Annotated in this window: 24 protein-coding genes; 2 read left to right on the forward strand and 22 right to left on the reverse strand. The window is 65.1% G+C overall.

The features are described 5' to 3' along the window. Nucleotides 1-140 precede the first annotated feature (140 nt). On the forward strand, nt 141-731 hold the full coding sequence (locus E8F20_RS00800; protein WP_280281998.1) for a hypothetical protein: 591 nt from the start codon (nt 141-143) through the stop codon (nt 729-731). Between the two features lies 1 nt (nt 732). Next, the gene (locus E8F20_RS00805; protein ID WP_280281999.1) at nt 733-1,080 is read left to right on the forward strand and encodes a hypothetical protein; all 348 of its coding nucleotides are present in this window, start codon (nt 733-735) and stop codon (nt 1,078-1,080) included. A gap of 69 nt (nt 1,081-1,149) precedes the next feature. Here E8F20_RS00805 and mdcH read toward each other — a convergent pair whose 3' ends face one another. The 22 genes from mdcH to E8F20_RS00915 form a co-directional block, all read right to left on the reverse strand. Continuing rightward, on the reverse strand, nt 1,150-2,070 hold the full coding sequence (gene mdcH / locus E8F20_RS00810; RefSeq protein ID WP_280282000.1) for a malonate decarboxylase subunit epsilon: 921 nt from the start codon (nt 2,068-2,070) through the stop codon (nt 1,150-1,152). Beyond that, entirely contained in the window at nt 2,067-2,684 is a 618-nt protein-coding gene (locus tag E8F20_RS00815; RefSeq protein WP_280282001.1) for a malonate decarboxylase holo-ACP synthase, read from the reverse strand. Before E8F20_RS00815 ends, mdcH begins: the two co-directional genes overlap by 4 nt. 87 nt (nt 2,685-2,771) lie before the next feature. Further along, nucleotides 2,772-3,554: a biotin-independent malonate decarboxylase subunit gamma gene (gene mdcE, locus E8F20_RS00820; RefSeq protein WP_280282002.1), complete on the reverse strand. Its 783-nt coding sequence runs from the start codon at nt 3,552-3,554 to the stop codon at nt 2,772-2,774. Then, nucleotides 3,551-4,405 carry a biotin-independent malonate decarboxylase subunit beta gene (locus E8F20_RS00825; RefSeq protein ID WP_280282003.1) on the reverse strand — a complete coding sequence of 285 codons (855 nt, stop codon included), beginning with the start codon at nt 4,403-4,405 and terminating at the stop codon, nt 3,551-3,553. Before E8F20_RS00825 ends, mdcE begins: the two co-directional genes overlap by 4 nt. Further along, the gene (locus tag E8F20_RS00830) at nt 4,398-4,715 is read right to left on the reverse strand and encodes a malonate decarboxylase subunit delta (protein WP_280282004.1); all 318 of its coding nucleotides are present in this window, start codon (nt 4,713-4,715) and stop codon (nt 4,398-4,400) included. The genes E8F20_RS00825 and E8F20_RS00830 overlap by 8 nt, the downstream gene beginning before the upstream one ends. 2 nt (nt 4,716-4,717) lie before the next feature. Next, the gene (locus E8F20_RS00835; RefSeq protein WP_280282005.1) at nt 4,718-5,569 is read right to left on the reverse strand and encodes a triphosphoribosyl-dephospho-CoA synthase; all 852 of its coding nucleotides are present in this window, start codon (nt 5,567-5,569) and stop codon (nt 4,718-4,720) included. Next, nucleotides 5,569-7,230 (reverse strand): malonate decarboxylase subunit alpha, encoded by a 1,662-nt coding sequence (mdcA, locus tag E8F20_RS00840; protein ID WP_280282006.1) that lies wholly within the window; start codon nt 7,228-7,230, stop codon nt 5,569-5,571. The genes E8F20_RS00835 and mdcA overlap by 1 nt, the downstream gene beginning before the upstream one ends. Nucleotides 7,231-7,442: 212 nt before the next feature. Continuing rightward, on the reverse strand, nt 7,443-9,860 hold the full coding sequence (locus E8F20_RS00845) for a TonB-dependent receptor (protein ID WP_280282007.1): 2,418 nt from the start codon (nt 9,858-9,860) through the stop codon (nt 7,443-7,445). Between the two features lie 336 nt (nt 9,861-10,196). Next, nucleotides 10,197-11,201: a FecR family protein gene (locus E8F20_RS00850; protein ID WP_280282008.1), complete on the reverse strand. Its 1,005-nt coding sequence runs from the start codon at nt 11,199-11,201 to the stop codon at nt 10,197-10,199. Beyond that, entirely contained in the window at nt 11,198-11,788 is a 591-nt protein-coding gene (locus tag E8F20_RS00855; RefSeq protein ID WP_280282009.1) for an RNA polymerase sigma factor, read from the reverse strand. Before E8F20_RS00855 ends, E8F20_RS00850 begins: the two co-directional genes overlap by 4 nt. A 130-nt stretch (nt 11,789-11,918) precedes the next feature. Further along, nucleotides 11,919-13,052, reverse strand: coding sequence for a type VI secretion system ImpA family N-terminal domain-containing protein (locus tag E8F20_RS00860; RefSeq protein ID WP_280282010.1), 1,134 nt, complete (start codon nt 13,050-13,052; stop codon nt 11,919-11,921). A gap of 17 nt (nt 13,053-13,069) precedes the next feature. Beyond that, on the reverse strand, nt 13,070-13,501 hold the full coding sequence (gene tssE, locus E8F20_RS00865; protein WP_280282011.1) for a type VI secretion system baseplate subunit TssE: 432 nt from the start codon (nt 13,499-13,501) through the stop codon (nt 13,070-13,072). A gap of 3 nt (nt 13,502-13,504) precedes the next feature. Then, the gene (gene tssJ, locus E8F20_RS00870; protein ID WP_280282012.1) at nt 13,505-14,041 is read right to left on the reverse strand and encodes a type VI secretion system lipoprotein TssJ; all 537 of its coding nucleotides are present in this window, start codon (nt 14,039-14,041) and stop codon (nt 13,505-13,507) included. Then, complete coding sequence (tssG, locus tag E8F20_RS00875; RefSeq protein WP_280282013.1) at nt 14,022-15,116, reverse strand: type VI secretion system baseplate subunit TssG; 1,095 nt, start codon at nt 15,114-15,116, stop codon at nt 14,022-14,024. Before tssG ends, tssJ begins: the two co-directional genes overlap by 20 nt. Next, complete coding sequence (gene tssF / locus E8F20_RS00880) at nt 15,080-16,849, reverse strand: type VI secretion system baseplate subunit TssF (RefSeq protein WP_280282014.1); 1,770 nt, start codon at nt 16,847-16,849, stop codon at nt 15,080-15,082. The genes tssG and tssF overlap by 37 nt, the downstream gene beginning before the upstream one ends. 28 nt (nt 16,850-16,877) lie before the next feature. Continuing rightward, the gene (tssA, locus tag E8F20_RS00885) at nt 16,878-18,461 is read right to left on the reverse strand and encodes a type VI secretion system protein TssA (RefSeq protein WP_280282015.1); all 1,584 of its coding nucleotides are present in this window, start codon (nt 18,459-18,461) and stop codon (nt 16,878-16,880) included. Further along, a complete protein-coding gene (locus E8F20_RS00890; protein ID WP_280282016.1) occupies nt 18,458-21,826 on the reverse strand; it encodes an ImcF-related family protein in 3,369 nt (1,122 codons plus the stop codon). Before E8F20_RS00890 ends, tssA begins: the two co-directional genes overlap by 4 nt. 9 nt (nt 21,827-21,835) lie before the next feature. Beyond that, entirely contained in the window at nt 21,836-23,050 is a 1,215-nt protein-coding gene (locus E8F20_RS00895) for a hypothetical protein (RefSeq protein ID WP_280282017.1), read from the reverse strand. Between the two features lie 36 nt (nt 23,051-23,086). Further along, nucleotides 23,087-23,350: a PAAR domain-containing protein gene (locus tag E8F20_RS00900; protein WP_280282018.1), complete on the reverse strand. Its 264-nt coding sequence runs from the start codon at nt 23,348-23,350 to the stop codon at nt 23,087-23,089. A 47-nt stretch (nt 23,351-23,397) separates the two neighbouring features. Further along, nucleotides 23,398-23,973, reverse strand: a complete 576-nt coding sequence (locus tag E8F20_RS00905) for a hypothetical protein (RefSeq protein ID WP_280282020.1) — start codon at nt 23,971-23,973, stop codon at nt 23,398-23,400. Next, complete coding sequence (locus E8F20_RS00910) at nt 23,948-24,925, reverse strand: hypothetical protein (protein ID WP_280282021.1); 978 nt, start codon at nt 24,923-24,925, stop codon at nt 23,948-23,950. Before E8F20_RS00910 ends, E8F20_RS00905 begins: the two co-directional genes overlap by 26 nt. A gap of 111 nt (nt 24,926-25,036) precedes the next feature. After that, a partial coding sequence (locus E8F20_RS00915) for a DUF2931 family protein (RefSeq protein ID WP_280282022.1) occupies nt 25,037-25,540 on the reverse strand: 504 nt, incomplete at its 5' end.

Raw genomic sequence — 25,540 nt, forward strand, 5'->3', positions numbered from 1 at the left:
TCGCGGGACTTTTCCGCGCCATATCCTGGTTGATTCCACGTAATTTTTCGAACTTTCCAACGCAACTAATCTGAACTTTTCTCAACTTATCCCGCATTGGATAGTTAAACTTCACATCGACCATTAATTCGGAGAAAGATATGAAGCCCATACGCCACCTGTTTTTCATGGCACTTGCCCTTACACTGAGCGGATGTGCCTTAAATCCGACAGACGTGAACGAAGGTGCATATACCGATCTACTGATCAGACCGTATTCAATTCAGATACCCACCGATGCACTGCGGGGCGTCACGATCATGGGTTCTGAAAGAAATGGTATTTCACTGGTGTTTAACCGAAGAGACAAGGAATTGCAGCGATGGATCTCCATGTCTGCCATCCGCAATCCCGAATTCGGCTATGAGATCGATATGCGCAAGTTCCCCAGGCTTTTACTAAGGCTGGAGAAACCCACGCCCGAACTTGGCTTGAGCGATATTGCGCTCGAGGACATCCACAATACCTGGCGAGCCACTGTGAAAGGGCGCCGCACGAAAGTCTTGAAGATACCCGGCGGCCAGGCCTACTTGATAATTGATGACAAGGAACGGCGAATAATTGCCCATCTGACGGCAGATGATAACTTTCGCGCGCTCAATCTGATAACGACATTTGGCATCAACGAGGAACAACTGCAGGAGCTGATACTGGACAACCTGTACTTGAATGGACTGCCACCGGAGAAGTGATATGTATCTTGAAAATGTGGAACAGGAAGCCCTTTATCTGGTCATGAGATCTCTCTGGGGGCGATACGTCGAGGTTTTTGCAAACAGAACGCACAGTTTCAACGAGATGACGGTGGATGTTGTGCAGCAGGCCATCGAAAGCCATAGAGCATGCAACAGCGAGATGCTGAGCCTTCTGTCGGGACTGGCATCCGGCGCCGCCATCGGGGCCCATCGCAAGTGGCTGAGGGAAGCACTTGCAGATTTGGCCGGGAAACTCTCCAACGGCACCTTGAGGCTCAATGGCCAGGCCTGCATGGTGACTACCTTTGCCGTGTACAGGACCGAAATAGAATTGACACTCTATTAGTCCAGCCGTCAGGAGGCCGAGAACGCCTAGGCCCAAGAGCGCCTAGTTGTCTTTCGCAGGGCACGGCGGTTATCGGGTCCGGCTTACCTCCTCACGCAGCAAGGCGTCCAGCGTATCCAGACGGGCGCCCTGGAAGGCGATCACCGTACCTTGGTCGAAAACCCGCCGCGCCAGGCCGCTGAGCACGGCGCCGGGCGGCAGTTCGATGTGCAGGCGCACGCCGCGCTCGTACGCGGTGCGCAGGGTGGCGTGCCAGTCGATGACACGGCACATGTTGAAGGCGAGGTCGTCGCGCAGGCGCTCCGGATCGAAGATCGGCCGTGCCGTGCTGCCGCTCAGGTAGCGGATCGCCGGGCGGCGCAGTTCCACCCCGGCAAAGGCGTCGGCCAGCTCGCGAGCGGGTTGCTCCAGCAGTTCGCAATGGGAGGGCACGCTCATCGCCAAACGCTTCGCCGCACCGGCTCCGAGCACCCGGGCACGCTCGGCGACGGCGGCCATGGCGGCATCGCTGCCGGCGATCACCAGCTGGTTGTCGGCATTGATATTGGCGAGGTAGACCGGCCCTGGCGCGTCAGCCAACAGACGCTCCACGGTGGCCTGATCGAGCCCGAGGATGGCGGTCATGCCATAGCCCTGCGGATACGCCTGCTGCATCAGCTCCCCGCGCAGGGCCACCAGGCGCACGGCATCGGCGAAGTCCAGCGAACCGGCGATCACCGCTGCCGCATAAGCACCGATGGAGAGCCCAGCCACATAGTCCGGCGCCGGGCTGCGCGCCATCAGCAGCCGTGCGCAGGCGACACCGGCCACCAGCAGACAGAGTTGCACGGCTCGGGTGGATTGCAGCGCCTCCGCCGAATCCAGCGCCAGCACGTTTTTGCCCAAGGCAGCGCTGGCTTGCTCCAGGACGACGGCGGTTTCCGCCGGCAGCTGATGGAGCATGCCCACCTGCTGCGCGCCCTGGCCGGGAAAGGCGAACAGGCTGCTCACGCAGCATGCTCCAGGACGTGCCAGGGGTTCTCCACAAGGCAGGCCCCTTCGGCGCATTTCAGCAGCACGCGACGCGCCTCGCCGGCCCATTCGCGCAAGGCCACTGCGCCATTGGGGGTTTCCAGTTGCAGGTCGATGCGGCACGGCGCGTCGGCCAGTGCCGCCAGCAGCTCGCGGGCGTGCTGGCGGCTGAAAGGGTTCGTCGTACGCAGGATCAGGTCGAGGTCGCTGGCCTCGTGCAGCACGGCAATGCCGGTGGCGAGCTGGAAGCCGACGCCACCGGTCGGGCCCCAGGGCAAGCTGGTGGCGGTCAGGATCGGGGCAACGGCTTCCAGCGCCCGCAGCGCCGGGAAATCGGCCGCAGCACGAGACCGCAGTTGTTCGGGGCTGAGCAGACGCTGGATGGCATGGACCGGCATGACAGCAGCAAGGCGCTGCTCACGGCTGGTGCCACGGATGCCGACGGCAACCCGACCGTCCGCGCAAACAGCACGGCGCACCACCACGGGATGGCCGGCGGCCAGGGCCTGCTGCGCCCAGGCAGGAGCATCAGCGGGGAGCTGGTCGGATGTCATGCCCCAGAGCAGGTCGTGGGGTTTTGGAGTCTTGTTCATTCGTGGCTCCTTGAAGTTCGGCGGCTCGGGACTCCCCCTCACCCCCGGCCCCTCTCTCTGAGGGAGAGGGGCCGGGGGTGAGGGGCTCTACCACTGCACCCTTAACATCTCCCTGACTCTCGAAGACGCCACACGGTTTTCCGCACCCTGCCGGCCACTCAGGTCCGTGCTGCTGCCGATATCCTCCACCGCGCGCACCAGTACGTCACGCACCCGGCCGATATCGGTTTCGTTCGGCTGCTGCGCATCGCCTACGGCAACCCGCTCCCACAGCAATCCGAGGGACGCATAGTTCTGAAGGTCGTAGGCCATCGGCGGCACTTTCGCGGCCAGCACTTCCAGCTCCTCCACGCTACGCAGGGTGATGCGTGCGGCGGCGGCCTTGCCCATGGCGTGGACCATCACGCCGCTGTCATCCAGGGCGATCAGGCGCTGGGCCTGGTAGCCATGGGCGAGGAAGGCACCGGACATGGCCTTGCCCACCAGCAGGCTGATCACCGGGTGTCCGGCAAGGCGGGCGCGGGCATAGGCGTCTACCGCGCCGGCCAGGGCCTGGTGGATACCCAAGGCTTCTTCGCGACGGCCATAGGCCTGGCTGGGTACATCCACCAGGGCCACGAGCACGCGCTTGGCACCGTCGCGATCAGCCTCGATGGCCTCATCGACCGCTTTGGCCAAGCCCCAGCCTTCCAGCAGGCCGACCTCGCCATTGCGGGCGCGGGGAAATGGGTTGTGCGGGTCGGGCACAACGGCGATGAAGCGTGCGGCGCGGTTGCCCAGCTCGCCATCGACCACCTTTACCGAAGCCGGAAAGCCTTGCAGGGTTTTGCCGCCGGCAAGGCCTTGCAGCCAGTTCAGTCCGCGGCTCATGTCCGGTCTCCTTGATAAAGGGCACGCACAGCGGCGGCGTCCAGTTGTTCGCATTCGTCCCCCAGTTGCGCCAGGCGCTCCAGGAACCAGGAATGTCGGCGGCTGCGCGGCAGGCCCTGTTCCGGTTGCACGAGCAACGCTTGCAGGGTTTCGCGGATGGCGTCGATGTCGTCAGCGACATAGGCGTCCACCAGGCCGCTGGCCATGCGCTGCTCGCCACCGGTGAGGCTCCAGATAAAGGGACGGTCGCGGGAGTCGTACTCGTCGATGCCCGCCTCCTGCTCGATCACCTGCGGGCCGTTGAGCCCCAGGCGCGCTTCGCGGGTGGCGACCAGGTGGCTGCACAGGCCGGCGGCGATGGACATGCCGCCGAAGCAACCCACTGGACCTGCAACCAGACCGATCACCGGCTGGTACTGGCGCAGCTCGACGATGGCCGCCTGGATTTCCGCAATGGCGGCGAGGCCCAGATTGGCTTCCTGCAGGCGCACGCCGCCGGTCTCCAGCAGCAGCACGGCGCAGGTCGGGATGCCCCTACGGTTGTCTTCAGCCGCCAGTTCCAGCGCACCGGCGATCTTGGCACCACCGACTTCACCCATGCTGCCGCCCTGGAAGGCGCCTTCGATGGCGGCGATCAGCGCCGGCTGGCCATTGATGCTGCCCTTGGCCACCACCACGCCGTCGTCGGCCTGGGGCACGATGCCCTGCTGCGGCAGCCAGGGGGAAATGACCCGGTCGAAGGGGCCGATGAGTTCGCGGAAGCTGCCGGCATCCAGCAGCTCGCGGGCACGCTGGCGGGCGCCCAGTTCGACGAAGCTGCGTGCTTCGAGCAGGCGTGCGATATCAGTCATGTGCGGGCTCCTTTTGAGAAGAAAGGGCCTCCAGCCCCTGCTCCAGGCGCAGACGCACCACGCCGGGCGTGGCGCCGAAGTCGTGGATGTCGATGTTCAGGGCCGGCAGCGATTGGCCGTCGAAGAGGCGCTGGAACAGTTGCTGCCAACGTGGGCCGCTGCCATTCACCGAGGTCACGACCTGGATCGACAAGATGCCGGCGCGGCCGGGCTCCAGCAGCACTTCGAGGTCGCCGGAGCCGACGCAACCCACCAGGGCGCGGCCCCGGGCCGGCTGGCCGGCGGGAAATTGGAAGGTCAGGGTTTCCATGGTCACAGGCTCCCGGCTTTATCGAGGAACAGGCAGGCGGCCAACAGGTCGGCGGCCCCACCCGGCGAGGCATTGAGTTGCAGCAGGCGGGCGTCCAGCGCGCGCAGTTGGCGACGGCCGGCAAGGCTGGCGCTGCCACCGGCGTCGAGCACGGCACGTGCGCCCTGCTGCATGGCGGCAAGACCTTCCAGGCCGGCCCGCCAGAGCACGCAGGTGTCAGCCAGGGTAGTCATGATCGCCAGCAGCGCATCGAGGCGGGCGTTCTGCTCGCCGGCGCCCGCTGCGCGGCTGCGGGCCAGTTGCGGCAGGCCCTGTTCGATCACGGTAGGGAAGCCGAGTTGGGCTTCTTCCCGCGCACCACGGGCACCGTAGCGGCGGGCGACCTGGGCACCGTGGCTATCGTTGAGCGGCGCGGCGCGGTCGTCGATGAGGGCGATGCGCGCTGCGCGCAGGGCGATGGCGTGGGCGTCGCGGCTAGCGGGTTTCAGCGCCAGCGCCGCCACCAGCAGGCCCAGGGCCCAGATCGCGCCGCGATGGGTATTCACCCCGTCGGTGGTGACGAGCATCGCCGCTTCGCCTTCGCGGCCGATGCGGCCCAGGGCTTCGCGCAGCGGCTGGCCGACTTCGCCATGCTCCAGCGCCGCCTCGGCCATCTGCTTGAAGCAGGGCCAGAGAGACAACGCAGAGGCATGCATCAGGCCCAGGTGAAGGTCGCTGTGGGCGCCGCTGCCGCGGCGGTCAACCAGCGCCGGCTTGGGCGAGAGGTCGGCTTCGTCGATCAGTGCGTCCACCGCCAGATCCGCTAGCCAATCGGCCAGCGGCAGGTCGGCATTGCGTGCAATCAGTGCGCTCATCACCAACTCCTGAACTTGGCCGGGGGGTTGTAAAGGCCGCCGGACCACTCCACCAGTTCGGCGATGCTTTTCGCCGCCAGCAGTTCCCGCGTGGCTTGTGTACGACGGATGCCGAGGTCTTCCGGCAATGCGATCAGCCCTTCGCGACGCATGCGCAGGGTCTCTTTCGGGTCATGGCGCAGGCCGATGGCGGTAACGCCGGCGACCGCCGCGATCATCGCGCGGCGCTCTTCCAGGCTGCGCGCCTTATAGAGGTAGGCGATGCCCTCCTCGGTGAGCAGGTGGGTGACGTCGTCGCCGTAGATCATCACGGGTGCCAGCGGCATGCCGGCCTTCTTCGCCACCTCGACGGCGTCCAGCGTCTCGACGAAGGTGGGTTTGCCGCCTTCCTGGAAGGTCTCGACCATCTGGACGACCAGCTTCTTGCCGCGCTCGAGCATCGTCACCGGCTCAGTCATGTCGAGCCAGGCGGGCGTGGCGTGACGACGGCCGCGCGGGTCGTGGCCCATGTTCGGCGCGCCACCGAAACCGGCCAGGCGACCCCGGGTGACGGTGGAGGAATGACCATCGCCATCCACTTGCAAGGTGGCGCCGATGAACAGGTCCACCGCGTATTGTCCGGCCAGTTGGCACATCATCCGGTTCGAGCGCATGGAGCCGTCGCGTCCGGTGAAAAACACGTCCGGGCGCTGGGCGATGTAGTCCTCCATGCCCAGTTCGGTACCGAAGCAGTGCACGCTTTCCACCCAGCCGGTCTCGATGGCGGGGATCAGCGTCGGGTGCGGGTTGAGCGTCCAGTTGCGGCAGATCTTGCCCTTCAGGCCGAGGGATTCGCCGTAGGTGGGCAGGATCAGCTCGATGGCGGCGGTGTTGAAGCCGATGCCGTGGTTGAGCGACTGGACCTTGTGCTTCTCGTAGATGCCACGGATCGCCATCATCGCCATCAGCACGTGCACCGGCTTGATGTGGCGCGGGTCGCGGGTGAACAGCGGCTCGATGTAGAAGGGCTTGTCGGCGACCACCACGAAGTCGACCCAGGACGCGGGAATGTCCACGCGCGGCAGGTCGCGCACGTCGTCCACCAGCTCGTTGACCTGGACGATGACGATGCCGTCGCTGAACGCGGTGGGCTCGACCAGGGCGGGGGTGTCTTCGGTGCTGGGGCCGGTGTAGATGTTGCCGTCGCGGTCGGCCATGAATCCGGCCACCAGGGCGACGTTCGGGATCAGGTCCACCAGCAGGCGCGAGTAGAGCTCGATGTAGGTATGGATGGCGCCCACTTCCAGCAGGCCGTCTTCCAGCAGCTGGCCGATGCGCAGGCTCTGCGGGCCAGCGAAGGAGAAATCGAGCTTGCGGGCGATGCCGCGTTCATAGAGATCGAGGTGCTCGGCGCGGCTGACGCTGGGCATGATCATGTGCAGGTCGTGCAGACGGCCGGGATCGGCCTTGGCCAGGGAGCGGGAAAGGAAATCCGCCTGCTTCTGGTTGTTGCCTTCGAGCACCACGCGGTCGCCGGGGGCGATCAATGCTTCGAGGGCTTCGACGATCCGTTCGCTGGGCAGCACGACGCCATCGGCGAGGTGGCGAACCTGGTCGAGACGACGCTGCTTTTCAGTGCGCCGGCGCGACCATTGCGGCGGGGGGGAGGGTCTTGTTGTCATGGTGGCTCCACGGGTTCCGCTGTCGTGGAGCGCACATTAGGAGCGCGACCGGTGGGTCATCAATCAAGCCCGCGTGGGGATCGTTACGGCGAAGTTAACGATTGCCTCGGTTGGTGGGTCACGCTCCACCGACCCACCATTCGGAGCCGACCCGAACACCCGACGGTGGAAATGAAGCGCGATTTCCACCGTACGGAAAGAACCCAGCGCGATCAGAACTCCAGCGTGGTCGCCACCTGCACCTGGCGCGGATCGCCGATGGAGACATTGAGGTTGTTCACCGCCGAGCTGTAGTAGGTCTTGTCGAACAGGTTCTTCACGTTCAACTGCACCTTGAGGCGGTTTTCGCCCAGCGGTGTTTCGTAGCTGGCGAAGGCATCGGCCACGGTATAGGCATCCAGGTCGAAGGTGTTCTCCGCATCGCCCGCGCGTTTACCCACGTAACGCGCGCCGACGCCGGCACGCAGGCGGTCGCCATCGAACAGCGGGCCGAAGTCATACACCGCCAACAGCGAGCCGGTGTGGCGGGCGACGTTCTGCAGGCGATTGCCTTCCAGCACCGGGTCCTGGGTCACTTCGGCATCGATGAGCGCGAAGCTGCCGATCAGGCTGAGCTCGTCGGTGAGCTGGCCGGTGAGGTCCAGTTCCAGCCCGCGCGAGCGCACCTCGCCGGCGGCAGTGGCATAGGCGATGCCGTCGATGCTCTGGGTCACCAGCACGTTGGACTTGTCGATGTCGAACAGCGCCAGGGTGCCAGTGATGCGCCCCGGCAGGTCCAGCTTGGCGCCGATCTCCCAGCTCCTGCCCTCCTCGGGATCGAGACCGTTGATGGAGGCATTGCCGGTGAGCGGGGCGATGGTCGAGTTGGGCTTGAAGGACTCGCTGTAGCCACCGTAGAACGACAGCGAATCGTTCCACTTGTAGACCAGCCCGGCGCGCGGCACCCAGGTCTGGCCGTTGATATCGGTGTTTTTCACGAACGGGCGGCCGCGTCCGGCAAGCTGGTCATAGAGCTGGTAACGGGCACCGGCGACGAATATCCAGCGATCGGTCAGATGCAGCGAATCCTGGATGAACGCCGACTGGGTTTCGATGCGGTCGGTCTGGTCGCTGTCGCTGGCGACCACGGTAGTGGGCACCGGAACCTGGCCGTAGACCGGCGCGTTGTAGTTCAGCCGCTGACGGGTGGTCTGGCGGATGAGGTCCTCGCGAAAGAACTTGCGGTACTCGTGGTCCACGCCCATCAGCAGGTCATGTTGCATGCCGCCAAGCTCGATCTTGCCGTCCAGGTCGAAGGTGGCGAAGTGCTCGGTGCTGACGGCGCCGCGGGTGCCGTCGAGGCGGCGGGTTACGGTGCCGTCGTTGTTCACCCGGGTCACCCGCGCCTGGTAGTCGTCGTAGGTGTCGCGGTTGTAGCTGTAGGCGAAATGCGCGTTCCAGTCGTCATTCAGGCGGTGCGCAACATCGAAGATGGTCAGGTCCGAGCGGCCCTCGGTGATGTTGTAGGGCTCATCCAGACGGCGCTCGGCAGGAATCGACAGGGGCTTGCCGTTGACGAACACCGTGCCGCGGTCGAACGGCACGCGGTACTCGCGATGCTCGTAGCTGAGATTGATCGTGGTGTCCTCGCCGAACCAGGCGAAGGACGGTGCGATGGTTTTCTCGCGGCTGTGGCCGAAGTTGCGCCAGTAATCGGCATCGTCATAGTCGGCGACCAGGCGGTAGGCCAGGCCGGTTTCACCCAGCGGGCCGGTGACATCGAGCTGGCCACCACTGCCGTTCTTGCCGTCGCCATAGGTGGACGCACGACCGGTGATGGCGTGGTAGGCCGTAAGCTGCGGTTTCTTGCTGATGACGTTGATCACCCCGCCCGGATCGAGAATGCCGTAGAGCATGGAGGCCGGCCCCTTGAGCACTTCGACGCGGTCGGCCGTGGCAGTGAGGTTGCGGCCCTGGATGGTGCGCATGCCGTCGCGCAGGATCGAGCCGTCGCGGTTGTCGCCGAAGCCGCGTTTCATCACCGCATCCAGGGTGCCGCCGAGGGTGTTGGCCTGGGTGATGCCGCTGACGTTGAACAGGGCATCGTCGAGGTTCTGCGGTTGCTGGTCCTCAAGCACCTGGCTGGGCACCACCGCAACGGCCTGGGGAATTTCCAGCAGCGGCGTCTCGGAACGCATGATCGAGGTCTCGGGCGGCGGCTGGTAGCTCTCCACCCGGCTCAGGCGCGAGTCGATGTTCACCGCATCCAGTTTCAATGCGCCATCGTTGCCGCTCGGCTCCAGGGTCAGGGTGCCGGCGCCCGCCTGGCGCCAGGTGAAACCGGAACCGGCAAGCAGCCGGCCAAGGGCTTCGTTCGCGCCCATGCGGCCATTCACCGCCGGGGCAGTAAAGCCATATGGCGCATCGACGGTGTAGACCACGCTGAGGCCGGTGACGCGGCTGAAGGCATTCAGTGCCTGGGGCAGAGGCTGGGCGGGAATTGCGAAGTCATAGGCCATTGCGCTGGCCTGGGCCGAGGCCGCCTGGGCCACGCCCGCCGCCAGCGGCAGCAACGCCCCCGCCACCAGCAGAAAGGCCATCCCCAGGCCCCTGAGCCCACCACCCTGCACCCGCGTTGTCCCGTACTTCATGAGGTCGTTCACCCTTGGCGTATTGGCTTCTTGTTTGCGAATAACTCGCATTACAAGCACTACACGGATGCCGCCATGAAGTACCTCAGTGACAACGTGAAAAAGTTTCGGGGAGCCCGGGTACACCTCGTTCATTCGCAACTGGCCCCTGTTGCCTTCCAGGGCCGGCTTGTAGCCTGCTTGGCGAATGAGTTCGCTCTGCCTGCGTTAGCTGTTGCGAGAGATTTACCATCGAGCCAAGAGCCAGCTCCTACGGGCAATGCAGCTGCCTACAACACGTAATGCAGACATAGCCAATAAATTCGCGCCTACAAGGTTTCCGTGGAAGCAAAGGCCTCAGCGCAGGATCATCACCCGCCCCAGCAACTCATCCTGCTTGAACCCCACCACCGCTTGCAGCGAGGCAAGGACGGCCGCCGGATCATTGCTGGGGAAACTGCCGCTGATGCGCTGGCTGGCCAGATCGCGGTCGAGCAGGACGATGCGACCGGGGTAGTAACGATCCAGCTCGACCAGCACTTCGCCCAAGGGTGCGCGGTAGAAGGTCAGGCGACCTTCGCGCCAGGACAGCTGCGCCGGCGCGTCCACCGCCTCCACGGTACCGGTCCGGCTATCCGCGAAGTGCACTTGCTGGCCAGCGCCCAGCACCTGCTGCACGTCGCCGGGATGGGCGCGCACGCCGACGCGGCCCTGTTCCACCGTCACCCGCGCACCGGCCGGTCGCAGGCGCACTTCGAAACGGGTACCGAGCACGCGCGCCTCGCCGCCATTAGCCGTGACCACGAAGGGAACCTGCCCCGGCGTGACGCTGAAGAAAGCCGCCCCACGACGCAGTTCCACCTCGCGGACCTGGGCGCCGTAGTGGATGGCCACCGCGCTGTCGGCATCCAGGGTGAGCACCGAACCGTCGGCCAGGGTGACGTCGCGTACCTCGCCGGCGGCCGTTACGTGGTCGGCGCCGAGGTCGTCCAGCCGATCCAGGGGATGCCACCCCCCCGCCCAGACCACCAGCAACAGACTCGCGGCCATGGCCAGGACGGCGCCCCAGCGGCCAGCGCGACGACGCGGCGGGGCGTCCATACGCGCCAGCAACGCATCCAGTTGATCGGATTCCTCGACCGCCAGGCGCGAGGCGCCGGGCTGGGTCATCCGCCAGAGATCCTCGGCACGGGTGTAAGCGTCGACATGCTCGGGCGCTGCGTAGAGCCACGCCTCGAACGCCTCGCGCAGGGCTGGCGCCGGCTGCCCCTGTAAACGTCCGAGCCAGAGCCAGGCGACCTGATCCAGGTCGGACTCGCGTCGGCCCTCGACGGTCCGCAACGGCGGTGGTTTGAGGCTCATGGCTTGGCGCTCCGGCTGCTGTGACGCGCCTGTGCTGCCTCGGTAAGGCTCGCCTTGCAGGCATCCAGGGCGCGCATCATATGTTTTTCCACCGCGCTCTGGGTCAGCTCCATGGCGCGGGCGATCTCGCCGTAGGTACGGCCATGAATGCGGTTGAGCAGGAAGATCTGCCGCGTCCGCTCCGGCAGCCCGCGCAGGGCCGCCTCGACATGGCGCAGCTCGCTGCCGGCTTGCAGGGCAGCCTCGGGCGAAGCGGGCTCGGCTAGGTGTTGCTCTGGCAACAGCGCGTTCTCGGCGCGGCTGCGCGAACCCTCGCTGCGCATATGGTCGATTGCCATATTGTGGGCGCTACGCAGCAGGTAGCTGCCCAGGTCCTCCACCGGCGTATCAGGCCGACGCCAGAAGCGCAGGAACAGGTCCTGAACCAGGTCTGCTGCCGTGGCCCGGCAACCCACCTTGCGGCGGACTACCGCTTCCATCTGTTGCCGGCGGGCCAGGAAGGTCCGCAGGAAATCCTCCCCGCAGGCCGACTCGGCGGACGCGGCAACGTCCGGTAAAGGCGGGGCCGGGAAGGAAGGGTCGGTCATGGTGGCTGGGCAAGGGAGGAAAAGCCTAGATGATAATGCTTATCAAATGAATCCGCCTAGTTACCCGACCAACGCAGAGGATGGGCACACGTCAGGCCGGCGCCCTCAACCAGAAACGCGCCCGTTCTCGTCAGTGATGGGCCTGGCAGGCGCCCGGCTCCGGCACCAGGCTGATGTCGACGCGGCGGTTGGCCGCGCGCCCCGCTTCGCTGGCGTTGTCCGCGATGGGCTGGCTCGAACCCTGGCCGCGAACGGCGAAGCAGTCGTCCGGGACATCGCCCATGTCCTTCATCCACTCACGCACCGCTTCGGCCCTGGCCTGTGCCAGCGCCAGGTTGCGCGGCTCATCGCCGGTGGCGTCGGAGTGGCCGGTAATAACGATCAGCCAGCCGGGCTGCGCCTTGACGCTGGCAAGCGCATTGATCAGCAGTTTGGTCGAGTCCGCTTTCAGTTCCGCGCTGCCGGACCTGAACAGTTGGAGGCTGTCCAGCTGGATCGGCTCGGTCGCCACCCGGGCCTGCTCCTGACGTTGCTGCCAGTAGTGCCAGGCCAGGCCGCAGGACAACGTCAGCACGACGCCCCCGACCAGCCCCCAGAGTGTGAAGCCACCCCGACGCCGATGCGTCGGCTCGGCCGGTTGCCGCTCCACATAAACCCGCGGCGCCACCGGCCCGGCCTCGGGAACCGAGATGAAGACCCGGAGCGGCGGCTCGGGCATATCCGCACCCCCCGGGCGAAGGCCAGGAGCCGGCGGCACCGGTATGTCATCCAGTCGAGCAACCAGCAAGTCGACCTGCTGGGTGAAGGCCCGCATCGCCGTCATCGTCGGCAGGCGATAGTGCTTCAACAGCGCCTGCATGGCCTCCAGGTCGGCCTCCAGGCTGCGGATAGTCGCGGCGCCCCGTTCATCGACAGTGACCCCGCGCAACAGCGGCTGGAGCTGTACGAACAGCCAGGCGAGGATGTCCGTGCGCTCCGTCGCGTTGCGAGGCCACAGCCGATCCCAGGCCCCCGACAGCAGCTGGGTGAGCACGGTCATGCCTTCGGCCAGGCCCGGCAGGCCATAGCGCTGGGCCAGCGCCAACGCCAGGAAGGCGGCGATCTGCAGGTCGCTGCCATTGTCGCGAAGCAGTTCCCGGCACCATTGCTCGACCTTGCGCCAATCGATATCCGGGCAGGCCGGATGATGCAGCTTGGCCAGTTCTTCATAGAGCGCCGCGAGGTCGCCGTGCTCGTCTCCAACCCGTCCAATGCGTCCATTCATGCTGTTCACTTTCCTGTCTACAGATGGTTCTGCTGCCTGAGGTGGCGCATCAGCGCCTTGCCCGATGGCACCAGGGTGGTGCCGAAGGTCGCCTGCCTCCCGCTTTTCAGCCGGATATCGAGGCTGTACTCCAGTTGCCCCGGCTGCGACTGAGGCAGCAACCGGACTTGCAGCTCAGCCAGGCGTGGCTCGTACTTGAGCAGCGTGTGGGTGAGGGTGCCGATCAGGCCGTGGGCTGCCGCGGGCAACCCCTGAAGCACCTGGCCGAGGTCCGGCAGGCCGAAGTCGGGCAGGTGATCGAGCGAGCCGGCGCGACTGTCGAGGATGCGCTGGAGGTTATCCAGCACCGAGAGCATAAGCTGATCCTCTTCACGCACCCGATGCAGTTCCAGCTCGCCGGCGAAGTTCTGCAGCAGCGTCTCGTATAGCGAAGGTGCCTGCTCGGTCATCGGTCACTCCTCGGGCAGCGCGCGAAGGGTCACGCGGTTGTCCGCCAGCTCGACCACCCGCGGCTGGTCCGGGTCAAGCTCGTCGCGGGTCAGCACCAGGCGCCAGGAGTCGGTCAGGGTATCCGGCTTACGGAACAACGCGGCCACGGCGACCACCCGCGCCGCCTGGTCCAGCGGCACGCTGAGCTGCCCCCCCTCATCAGGCAGGATCAGCACCGCCCGCTCATCCAGCAGGTCCGCCCCCAGCACCTCACGGCTGTCGTCCACCAACTGGTCGTAGGACGCCTGGCGGAAGGCCTTGTCGTCGCGCAGGGCGTAGATGCGCACCAGGGTGGGCACCGACAGCCCGGTCATGTCGAGGCTGTCGGTGTTCATCGCGGCGCGGCCGCTGAAGTCCAGGTGCAGGGTCTTTACCGGCTTGTAGAAGATCGACCTCGCGAGGGCCGCCGACGAGTCGCCGACACTCTGGTACAGACCGCAGCCAGCCAGCAGGGTGGCCAGCAGGGCCGGCAGCAAAGTTCTAGAAAGGGTACACGACATGTTCTGTCTCTCGTGCTTGGGGGTTGCTCAGCAGGCCCTGGTAACGGCCCAGCGGAATGCTGACGGTGCACTGCTCATCCGCCCGCCGGCTGCTGCCCAGACCCAGCAGGCCGGTCATGCCGAGCAGCAGCGTCGCCTGGCCCAGCACCGGGCGCGGCAGGCAGCGCGTCGGCAAGGTCAGCTCCAGGCACGCCGTGCAGCGCCAGCCGAGGTAGACCCGCAGCAGCGCCAGCAGGTCGCCGTGCAGGCGAGCGCCAGGCAGCCAACCCAGCGCCTCCTGCGGATCCTCGGTGTACAACGCCAGGTGCAACTGACTGTTGGCATCGAGGCCGACACTGCCCAGGGGCGTGCCCTGGGACAGGTTCACCGGGCGGCGGGACGACAGGCTGGCCGGTTGCGCCAGTAGCACCCGCTGCGGCCAGTGCGGCGTCACCGTGGCGCGGGTGCGAGGCGCCAGCAGCGTCACCAGTGCCGTCACGCCCTCGGCGTTGCGCGTTGGCAGGCGCATGACGCTGAGCAGCGCGAGGAAGCGGGAAATCGGCGTCGCGACATGCCGGGCGGTACCGGGAATGCCCAGTCCGATTAGCCCCAACAGGCACTGGGAGGTCGCGTCCGTGCCACCGCGCTCGAAGGTCGCCGGATAGGAGTACTTGCGCCAGATTCGATAGAACTGGGTGAATATCCGGTGGTTGAAGATATCGAGAAAGGCCTCCAGGGCCTCGTGCCCTTCGCGACGCTGGGCGATGTCGTCGAGGTAGGCGGTCGGCAGGGGCGAGTCTACGCCGTAGAGCCCGAGCAGCCGCGTACGCACCGTCGCCGGCCCCGAGGGGCAACGCTCGTCGAACTCGATGGCCTTCAGCTCGCCGGCGGGAAACCCCATGCCGGGATCCGGGCGGAAACGCACCGGGTCATCCGAAGTCCGTGCGGTGCTGCCCAGGGGCGGCCGGTCAGGCTGGGCCTGCTCCAGCAGCTGGCAGAAGCGGTAGAGGCTCGCCTCGGCGACGCGACCTTCGAGCGCCTGCAGCAGGCCGCTGGCGCTCAGCCGGGAATACGCTGACTGTGGTTCTCGTTCCATCGCAGGCACTTTCCGGTGGGTTGCAGGATCAGCGTGAGCTGGTTGAACAGGTGGACGTCGGCATAGAGGGCGAAGAAGCGGCTGAGCATTTCACCGAACAGGCCGATGTCGCCCTCCCCGGAAAAGCCGTTGGCATCCAGCGTCACCTCGATGTCGACGCCGCGCAGGAGGAAGCCCTTCTCGAAGCGCTGGATCAGGTGATGGCGCACGTCGACTATGGCCTCCAGGCGACGCCGGTTCAGTTCGCTGCTGGTCCAGTCGTAAAGCGCCAGGGTGCCGCGCAGCACCTCGGCGTTGTCCAGCATGGGGAGGAAGTTCGAGCCCAGGTGGCTGAGCACCCGCCAGTGGAAACGGTCGCGGTTCGGCGGGTAGCAAGGCAAGGTCGGTGCGCACAGGTTGCGCACCCGCAGGCCGGTCTGGGTGGACTGCACCAGGCTGTCAAGCAACGTGCTCTGTAGGGCCTTGCGGGGAAGCTGGCCATTGGTGCCGGTGAGCCGCAGCGACAGGTTCTCGCCCCGCACCAGGCGGTCGGCGTCGAAGCCCTCGCCGCCCAGGATCAGCCAGGTGTCGTGCAGGCCGTTGGCGCCACGCTTGAGGCGGGTGTGGAAGTAGCGCTCCGGGGCGTCGTCACGGAGCATGCCGCCCTTGTGGCGAAAGCTGGTGAAGGGGACGTAATCCTCGCGCTCGGCGTTCTTCGAAGCGGTGACCTGGTCCACCGAGTAGATCTCCGTGTGGCCGTCCTGCAAGCGCATCGGACGCAACAGGTATTCGCTCTGCAAGGGGTCGAGGCGCAGCGGGTCGGCCTCCAGCGCGAACAGGTTGATTACCGGCACGGCATGCAGGCGGATGTGCTCGGCGCGCGGCTCGAAGTCGTGGGGCCAGCCCTCGGCCAGCACCACCTCCAGCTCGAACCAGGGCGCCCCTTCCGGCACGTTCAGTTGCTCCAGGCCATGCACGGTGACGAACATGAACTTCTCGCGAAAGCTGAAGTACTCAAGCAGCAACTGGTAGCCGCTGAAGGCGCTGTCACCCTTGGGCCAGAGACGGTCCTCCTCGGCGAATCCCCGGGCAGCGAAATGCCCTGACAAGGGCGTGCGCTCCGACTGGCCGGGCAGGCGCACGTAGAGGGCATGCACCTGGCGGGTCAACGCCAGGTGCAGCGCGCTGGCCACGGATGCCTCGGCATTCAGGTACAGCGGCAACCGGCTCAGGTCCACCTGTGGCCACTCGGTCAGCGAGCCACAGGCGAAGCGCAAGCGCAGCAGCGGACGCCCATCGGGCTCGTAGGCCAGGCGCAGGGACTCCACCGCCAGCGGCTGCAGGGTCAGGTCCTGGGTGGTGGTGTAGCGGCAGCGCGTACGCTGCGGCCCCACAGGCTGTGACAGCACCTCGAGGCCTCGCTCGACCCGCTCGCTGCGCTTCATCTGCTGCAGGTCGGGCGCCAGTTCGACGATCGACAGCGAGGGAATCGTCCGCAGGTAATGCGGCCAGAGCAGGCTGACCAGTCCCTCGGTCAGCTCCGGAAGATCGTCGTCCAGTTTCTCCCGCAGGCGCCCCATGAGAAAGGCGAAACCTTCGAACAGGCGCTCGACGTAGGGGTCGCGCGCGCCCGGGCGATCCAGGTTGAGCTGCGCCGCTCGGTCGGGGTAGGCCTCGGCGAACTCCTGTCCGGCCTCGCGCAGGTAGCGCATTTCCGCGTCGAAGTAACGCAGTGTCAGATTGTCCTTGTCCATACCGCTGGGTTCCTGTCTTGAATGTGGCTCAGCTACAGAGCACCGCGGCCCGTACCGGATCGATGCCGACCAGTTCCGCCAGCAAGGCGTCCTTGCGGCGTCCGAGCGCGGCCTTGTCCACATCGTTGCGCTGGGATTTCAGGCGCAGCAGCTTGAGCAGGCGCGCCAGCACCTCGAAGGCCAGGTCGGGCTCCCACGCCGCGAGGGACAGGCGCCGTGCCGTGGCTTCCAGCTCCGCGAGCAGGTGAATGGCCAGTTCGGTCTTGCCGAACTGCTCGGCCACCCGCGCCATCAGCAAGCGCAGTAGCCAACGCTGCCGCCCGCTTTGCGCCTCGGGCCGCTCGCCGAGCCAGGCGATCGCCGCTTCCACGCCCTCGCTGTCGGCCTGCGCCAGCGCCTTGCCTTCCAGCGCGAGAATGTCGGCATCCACCGACGCCGCAGCCGCCGGTGCGGGCAGCCATTGCGAGGACTGGTTGCCACTGACGTGTTGGGCGATCCAGTTGCGGGTGCTGTCGTCGGCGAACGGCGTGCCGTCGCTCCAGCGCAGGGACTCCAGGCCCGGCAGGCGGTCCAGGAACATGCCCAGGTCGCGTTTGACGATGTCGGCCCAGCTGTCGTGGGGCGCCGGCTGCTTGCCGAGGGCTTGGCAGAGGTACCACTGCAGGTCGAGCCAGAAGTGATTCACGCCTTCGGCATAGATGCGCTCGACCTGATCGAGCAGCTCGCTCCAGCTCTGCTGCAGATGCAATCGCTTGAGCTGCGCCCGGTAGTCGCTGCGCGGCGGCGTGAGCCGGGTGTTGCCGCTGGCTTCCGCGGGTGGCAGTTGATGCACCGTGTCCCAGCGCAGGCTCTTCATCAGCCGGTGCGCCGCCAGCCAGCCCCGGGGCTGTTCGCGCAGGTAGCCGGCCAGCACGCGCCCACCGTCCAGCAGGTCGCGCCCGGACCTGATCGTCGAGAGCGTTGGTGTAGCGCCCTGCCGGTTCGCCTCATGGGTGGCGCTATTCTGCGGCACCAGTGCATCGACCCCGCCGGACTGCGTCAGTCGGCTCGACAGGGCCGCATACAGCGCCCCCAGCGCCGGTCGCTGGTCCTCCGGCCAGGTGGCCAGCCCCTGCGCCAGCCAGGCCAGCGCGGCCACAGTCCGCTCCGCTTCGACTTTCACCACCTCGGGGTAAAGCGACAGGCCGTCGAGCACCTTGCCACTGGCCAGCCACTCCAGCGCCATGCGCCGGCTGTTGGGCCGACTCGGCAGGATGTCGTCGGCATAACGCTCCATCAGCGCTGCCAGGAGGGTCAGGCCATCGGCCAGGCCGGCCTCGCCATCCCGCTGCATGCGCGCCCAGAGGTAGTAGGTCGCCACCCGCAGGTCCTTGCAGCGTTGGGTGAGGAGCTTTTCCGCCAGCTGCACGACCCGCTCGGTATCGGCGCCGGAGAGCTTGTTGACCTCTTCGCGCATGTGCTGGAAGTCATCGTCGTAGCCGGGGTCTTCGCCAACCGCCCATTGCGAGCTGATGGGCTGCAGCCAGGCCTCCCAGTCCGAAGCCTGCTGCCGGGCCAGGGCCAAGGGGTCGCGCTGTCCCAGGCAACTGCTGATCAATGCGGACAGGCTCATGGCTCATCTCCAGACCGCGCCAGGGAGTAGCTCCCGGAATCCAGGAAAATCCGCGTCGGCAAGCTGAACCCCCGGAGCTGCAGCAAGGCCAGGGGCCCGGCCCCGAGCTCGGAGCGCAGGTGCCAGGTCAGTCCCAGGCCATCGGGGGCGTCGAGCCGCAGGCGATAGCGGCTCTCGCTGTCGTCGAGCGGCGTCACGTGGGCCTGCTCCAGCAGACGAATCAGGCCCCAGGTACCGGGGTAGTCGCCGAACAGCCGCTCGCCGGTCCTGGCGTGAATCCAGCTCAAGCGCGTGCCGGGGTAGTCATGGGTCCCCGGCCACTGGAAGCGCTGCCAGCGTTCCCGCTGGTTGAAGTACGTCAGGGCGTTTCCATCCACCACCAGGGTGGTCTGCACGAGGTCGCGCACCGGCTTGGCCCGCAGGTCGAAGGCGATCCCCATGCCGCCGTCGGTGTAAAGCACGTCGGCCAGCGTCCCCAGCCGGTTGACCGCCTCAAGGAACTCGGGGTTGAAACGCAGCCCCTGGCTGTGGGCGGTGTCCGCTACCCAGCGGTTGCCCTCTTTGCGCAGCACGCCGCCCAGTTGCCGGGTGAGGAACTGGTCGATGCGGCCGGTATCGGCGCGGATCATTTGCCCGAGCATGGGCAACGAGCTGTCGGCGCCGCTTGCGGCAAAGGGGTAGCGGCCGGCGAAGGCGTTGTTCCAGGGTGTGACGACGGCGCGCTGCCACTGGCCATTGAGCCCCGCCGCGGAGGGCTGCAGGATCTTCCGCCAGGCTTGGTCCAACGGCTGGACGAAGAGCGCCTGGCCGAAGCCGCTCCAGTCGCTGCCCAGGCTGGCGGCCATCAGACTGCCGTAGGACTGGGTGTCGGTGAGGTCGACGCCGCGCCCCTGGAATACCGTCTGGGCCAGGGCCTGGACCATCGCCTGGGGATCCGGCGCCGTGCTCACCTGCTGCAACCTCAGGCGTACCCGGGTCACGCGGGTGAGGAAGGCCTGCAGGCTGAGGCTGTCGTCAGTGCCCGGGTGCTCGTCCCCTTTGCCGAGCAGCGCCAGCAGCGGGCCAAAGCTCTCGTCCAACGGGCTTTTCGGCAGCCCGGCCAGTTGGTCGATGACGGGCGCCTTGTCCTGGCCGATAAGGTTCTGCGCGGACTGCAGCAAGGAGTCGCCGAGGGCCTGGCCGCGCGCGCCGGCCTGGCCCTGGTAGGCGAGGGTGTTGACCAGGGCGATGAGCGGGGACTGGCGCACATCGGTCATCAGCGTGAGCTGGTCGATGGTGTCGGCCAAACCCTGTGCCTCGCGCCAGCGCAGGCTGTTGAGCATCTCCAGCCAGGCCTGGCCGTACGCTCGGAAGTAACGTTCGGCCAGGCGATCGCGCAGCACGTCCGGTGTCAGCTCCGCGGCAATCTGGCTGCGGTCGTCGCTGAGTACCCAGTCGATCTCCTCCCGGCGCTCCGCGGCGATGTCGTCGATAGCCTTGCGTACCGCGCCTTCCCAGGCCTGGCGCGTGAACACCCCGGGCACCTCGGCGTTGGTGTAGAACAGCAGCTGGGCGTCGGTATCACCAACCAGCTGCGCCAGGCCCAGGGACGGGTACTGATTGGCCGTGCGCTCCAGCAGTTGCCGATAGAGGTTGGCTTCGCCATTGCGCTGGCCGAGCTGGCCGATCAGCAACTGGCGGGCCTCGGCGACCAGGTCGGGGGCCTCCTCGATGCGCCACTCGGGGTGCTCCGCCAGGTGTTCGGCATAGAAGCGCCAGAGGTTGGGCGCGATGCCTTGCCAGAGGCCGTCACCCACAGCGGCGCGCTCCGCTTCGTAGGCCGCCAGGGTCTTGCTGAGGAAGGCGGAATCGGCCTTCTCCGGGCGCGCCATCATCAGGTAGGCCTTGAGCGGGTCGTAGGCGTCACCGGCGCGGATCGCTCGCTCGTGGCTCTCCGGCGGCAGGTCGAGCAACTCGCGCAACTGGCGTTCCAGGCCGGCGGCGGCCGGGTCACGGATCAGCCGGTTGTTGGCCGCCACGTAGCGGGGCCAGAGCGCGGTGAGCAGGCCGTCGTTCTGGCTGAGGCCGAAGCGTTGATGCCAAGGCACGCCGTTTTTGGCGCGGTGATCGAGCCGGTCGAGCTCGTGGACCAGTTCGTTAAGGGCCAGCAGTTGCGCATCACCCTCCTGGGGTTGGTCCAGCGTGGCGAGGATTGTCTGCATTTCAGCCACCTGCGCGCGGTTGCTGACGAAGGACAGCAGCAGGCCGAGGCCCCACACAAACATCAGCGCGAGGGCGAGCGCTGTGCCAGCGCGCGGCAGCGTCCAGCCGTGGGGATGGCCGCCTAGGGTGGCGTCCCTCAGCACACCGCGCCAGGCCGGGTCCATTTGCCAGCTGTTCTTCGGACCTCCACCGGGCCTGGGTAGCGGCAGGCTGAACCACAGCCCACGCAGGATCACCCCGCGCGCTCGCAGCAATGGCGCCAGGGTCTGTTGCCAGCGGGCTGTCCCGTCACTGTGCAGATCGCGAGCCAGGCGCAATAAAAAGTCGTGGCGCGGGTTGCCCTGCATCTGCACCAGCCCCTGCTCGCGCAGTGGCTGTTCCAGGCGCTGCAGACGGCTTTGCAGTTGCGCAGCACTGACGCGCGGCCAGAACCGACACCCCACCGCCTCGGACGGACGCTCGGCCTGGCGCCAGGCACTGGCGCACACCTGCCAGAGATGCACCGGCGCCTGCCAGCGAAGCAGGCGCATCACGTTCTGCAGATGCATGACGCCGTTGCTGATGTGCCCGAATTCAGCGCTCTGCTCAGGGGTGAGCGCCCAGACGATGCCGTCTAGCGGGCGCTGTGGGCAGAGCTCTCGCCACTGCTTAAGCTGCGCCGTATCCGGCTCACCCTGGGTGCTACCACCCCACAGCAACAGCACACCCTCACACTCCAGCCAGCGCTGCTTGGACAAGGTTGGGGCAATGGCTTCGATCTGGTCGGGCTCACCAAGCACCAGCAGGAGGCGGACATTGCGGCGCCAGAAAAGGCCCTTGGTGCCACGCAGGCCTTCCTTGATCGCATCGACATTAACTGAGGCTGCGAGTGACGTATGGGCGTCCGCTCCTACGGCCTGCACCGGGGCCAACACATCATCGCCCTCCAGCTCCCGGTACATCGAACGACCCATCCGGCGCCCCAAGAGCACGTAGCCACTCACCATAACCAGCAACATGATCGTCATGCCCACTGCGGTAAGCCGCCAGATTGCCTGCTCTTCACTGCCAGAACGCACCCCTAAAAGCATTGGCTGCCACCAGAGCAGTACGCTCAAGATCAGGCCGATCAGCAACACCAGACCGACCAGTCCCCCCAACCACATCGCACGACGAGAGCGCATCAAATACCCCTAATCCCTATTCCGAGCCGCTAGCACCGGCATTACCACCGTGCTCCACAGCTCCGTCTCTGCGGCGCCGTTCCCACTGAAGATCAGTTGCGGCTGCCCCTTCCCTGCTTTGCCGTGGATAGCGCCGACAGCGGTGGCAATCGCCACCCAGGGCGCGGCCCGCCCCGGATAGCCCAGGGTCGCATCCAGATCATGCAAGCCCTGGCTCGGCTTCGCCGGTATCGACAACGCTTCCCGCAGCCTGCCCAGTGCACCTTGGCGCGTAGCGTCGACTCCGGTCAGCCACACATCCTGAATGGCCGAAGCCTCCGCCTTGGCCCACGCCAGCGCCTGACGCGCTGCATGATCCAGATCCTCGGCTGTCGCCTTGCGCTCCCGCTCGGGACGGTGCAGATAGGCCCTAGGTTCCAGTGTCGCTTGCGTCAGACGGTTGCCGAGCAATAGTCCGACTGCCGCCTCTGCCGTCCCTTCCGGCTGTGCCGGCGCGATTTGGAACGCCACCACCAGCAATAGCGCCTGATCGCCAATACGTTGATCCAGCCACTTATCGACTGCCTCCGGCCCTCTCCCGTTAACCGTCGTGAGCGGCTGACGAATGCCTGATTCAAGCCAAACGTGGCGCCATACCCGCTGCAATTCGTGCGGGGACAACGTACTGTCTGCTTCCATCAAGAGGGCCAAGGGCTTGTCGTCAGGCAATCGCGCCAGGACGCTCGCCAGTTCGGCAAGCACAGGCGGAAGCACGCGCAGCAACAATTGCTCCGGCGATTCGTCCGCAGCGCGCGGGAGATGGCTATGACGCACCGCGCTTCCCTGCCACGAGGCTTGAACTGTCAGGGCCCGAGCGTCACGACATAAGGCGTCCAGCTGCGCAGTTCCCGCCTGGTCCCCCGCACTCCGTAGCGCGGTTTGCAAGCTGACGCCCAGCACTTGCAACGAACGACGGCCGCGGCGCATTTTCCGGATCAGGTCCTGTTCGCGAGCCTCGTCCCAGCCCTCGGCCACGCTCAGTGCTCCGAGGTACACCAGGGCCCTTAGAAAACCCAGCACGCACCCGATCAGAAAGGGCACCCCCAAGGCCATGCGCCAGAACGCCGCCGGCTGCTGGGCCATTGAGTCGCCGCCCAACCACAGACTCACGCCCAAGCCCATTACCAACAGCGACGCCAGTAACAACAACCAGATCCAGGTGCTTGGCGGCGTGGGCGTCGCCATGCGAGGCGGCACTTTGTCCAACCTGACGGCCATGGTTCAGCTCGCCGTCGCGGCCGGAAGCGAAGACATCAGCGCGCAGCCGCAGGAAAACAGGTCCCCCTGAAAGGCGACCGGTACACCGTCGTCACGAAATGTCGGATGCCCCTCCGTAATTACCGCGGGGCCATGCCCCGGAATCGGACAACTGACCGGATCGCCCTGACGGGCCACACCTATACCGCCAAACTGCATGGCCGTTGAACCCGAAAGAACAGTGCCACCGCCAGTGGTCTTATCGCCGATGCGGATGATGCCTCTCATATTGTCCTCCTGACATAAAAATCAAATCGACTGCCCAAGCAGAACCGCTACTCTTCGCTCAATATGTTCTGCGCAGAAAACTCATCGTTGCGCAGTACATACCTGGTTTCGCTTATCGAACTTCCAGAATTATCTACATTGTAAAACCAGCGAATAGAGAAACCTTCACCACTCCACTGCACAGCAGAAAAATCCGCGCTATCTTGTTGCACGCCCCTATCCACCGCAAACATAGACAGTGAGCGCAGACAGCTACTCACCAAAACTCTGGTCTGCGCCTTCAGTTCTGTACCAGAAACCCTATATACGTAGAGCCAGACCTCGCTTCCTGCGCCGCAGTACCTTGTTGGACTCCCAGGGTTAGATGGCGACACCTGAAAAACAGAAACATAACTCTCTCCATTTATTTCGTGCTTGGATTTATCAATAAAAACGCCTTCTACATCTTGAAATAACTTCAAGTCGTAAGCGCTGCCGTCCGCGAACACCAAGTGCACGCTTTCGCCCTGCTGGGTCACCCATGAAGTTTCCCCCTCAGAAAATGCGTCATTCGCCAAGCCAAGCACCAACGCCAAAAGAGCAAGCAGACTTACAGCTCTACTTCCCAAGCACATGGTCTGCATAACACACCCCCGTATAAAACCATGGATGATCGGCGGACTGCCCTTTCGTTCCGAGTTTGTAAGTTTCCTTATCCCGCTCACGAAGCTCTGACTCCGTCTTGTCCTTATTTTCCTCCTTGTCCGCCAGCCACCCGATGTTTCCTGTTTGGGAGTCGCATAACAGATTTTTCCTCCTCAGCCAGGTCTCAGAATTGGGATCCCACTCATGGTAAGAACCGCCATTCCAGCGACTGACGGCCTCGCGCTGCAACTGTTCATCCGAATAGTCCCTGCCACTTTGCCCCAGGTACTTCTCGGCCAGCCGTACTTTCTCCTTGTACAGAAAAGAACCTGCCGCAATATTTTCCTTCCAGTTCCAGGCTTGTTCGTAAGTGGGGGCAGGATTGGTCATCTGCGTGATTCCATAACCTTTATCGAAGGCAACGATGGGCTCACCATCCAGATTAATGAAGTGCTTCGAGCCTGTTTCCTGTTCCAGCAATTTGTCGAAACCGCGCACGCCGTCGAGGCCGTAAACATAAGTGGCAATCTCTTCCTTATTCGGGTTATGACCGCGAATCGTAACGCTGCGCTCAAGCTTCTTGCCGTCCACGAGGACAGTCACCGTCAACTTTCCACCCAGGATTTTTCCGCCAAAATCGGCCACCCACTTTTTACCTTTCCCAACGAAACTTCCGTACTCACTGAATGTCTGCAGCGTCTTGCCATTTCGCGCACGTTCTCTCAGGCCACTCGTTTTTGCTTCCCACTCGATAACCCATGACCACTCATAGTTGCCATCTATATTTGCCTTGAACTCAAATATTATTTCGGGAAGCGCAGGTTCTGACGTGATCTTGAACACTTCCTTATCGGGCGGCGACACCCAAAACAAGGCATTGGCTGCCGATATCAACCTGACAACACTGCCTTCGACTTTATTACTCTTTCCGGCATTTCTGGCTTGTTGCACGACACTGCCCTCTGTGAGGATTTACAAATAGCTCCAGCAACTTCACGACTGTGCGAAATAACTTGGTTGCAGTACCAGCAAAATGCGGCTGCATTCCTCTATGGACATTCCTTACCAACTGCCATAGGGAATTCCGTGCTTGTCGATATAGGCTTTGGACTCCGGCTCTAGCTCAGGCCAGGCGTAGCGCCCCTCGGACAGTCCCTGATCCGGCCCCAGCGGTTCGATCTTGGCCTGGTAGCGGCCCACTTCCTTGAAGCCGCCAGTGCAAGGCCCCCCTACCCAGACCTTGACGGTGCCACCTGGCGCCAGACCCAGCGAAATCATCCTTCTGTAATCGTCTTTCCACTTTTGCGAGCCTTGGCAAAACACCCGTTCCGGCCTGACCATCTCCTCCCGCACCCACGGCGGGATCGGAATAGTGGCTTTGTAGGTCTGCGGCTCCACCAGCGACTGCCAGCGCACGAAGAGCATCTCCGGCAGGTCGACGTTGCTCACCGGCTTCATCGCCCCACCCCCCTGGTGCCAGCCCTCCGCTTTGTTCGTATACGCCGCGACTCCACCGTGAACACGGAAAAACGCCATACCGCGCTGATCCAGCACATCCACGCTTTC

This window comes from Pseudomonas sp. BN415 (genome assembly GCF_029871195.1).
In the GTDB taxonomy this organism is placed as follows: domain Bacteria; phylum Pseudomonadota; class Gammaproteobacteria; order Pseudomonadales; family Pseudomonadaceae; genus Metapseudomonas; species Metapseudomonas resinovorans.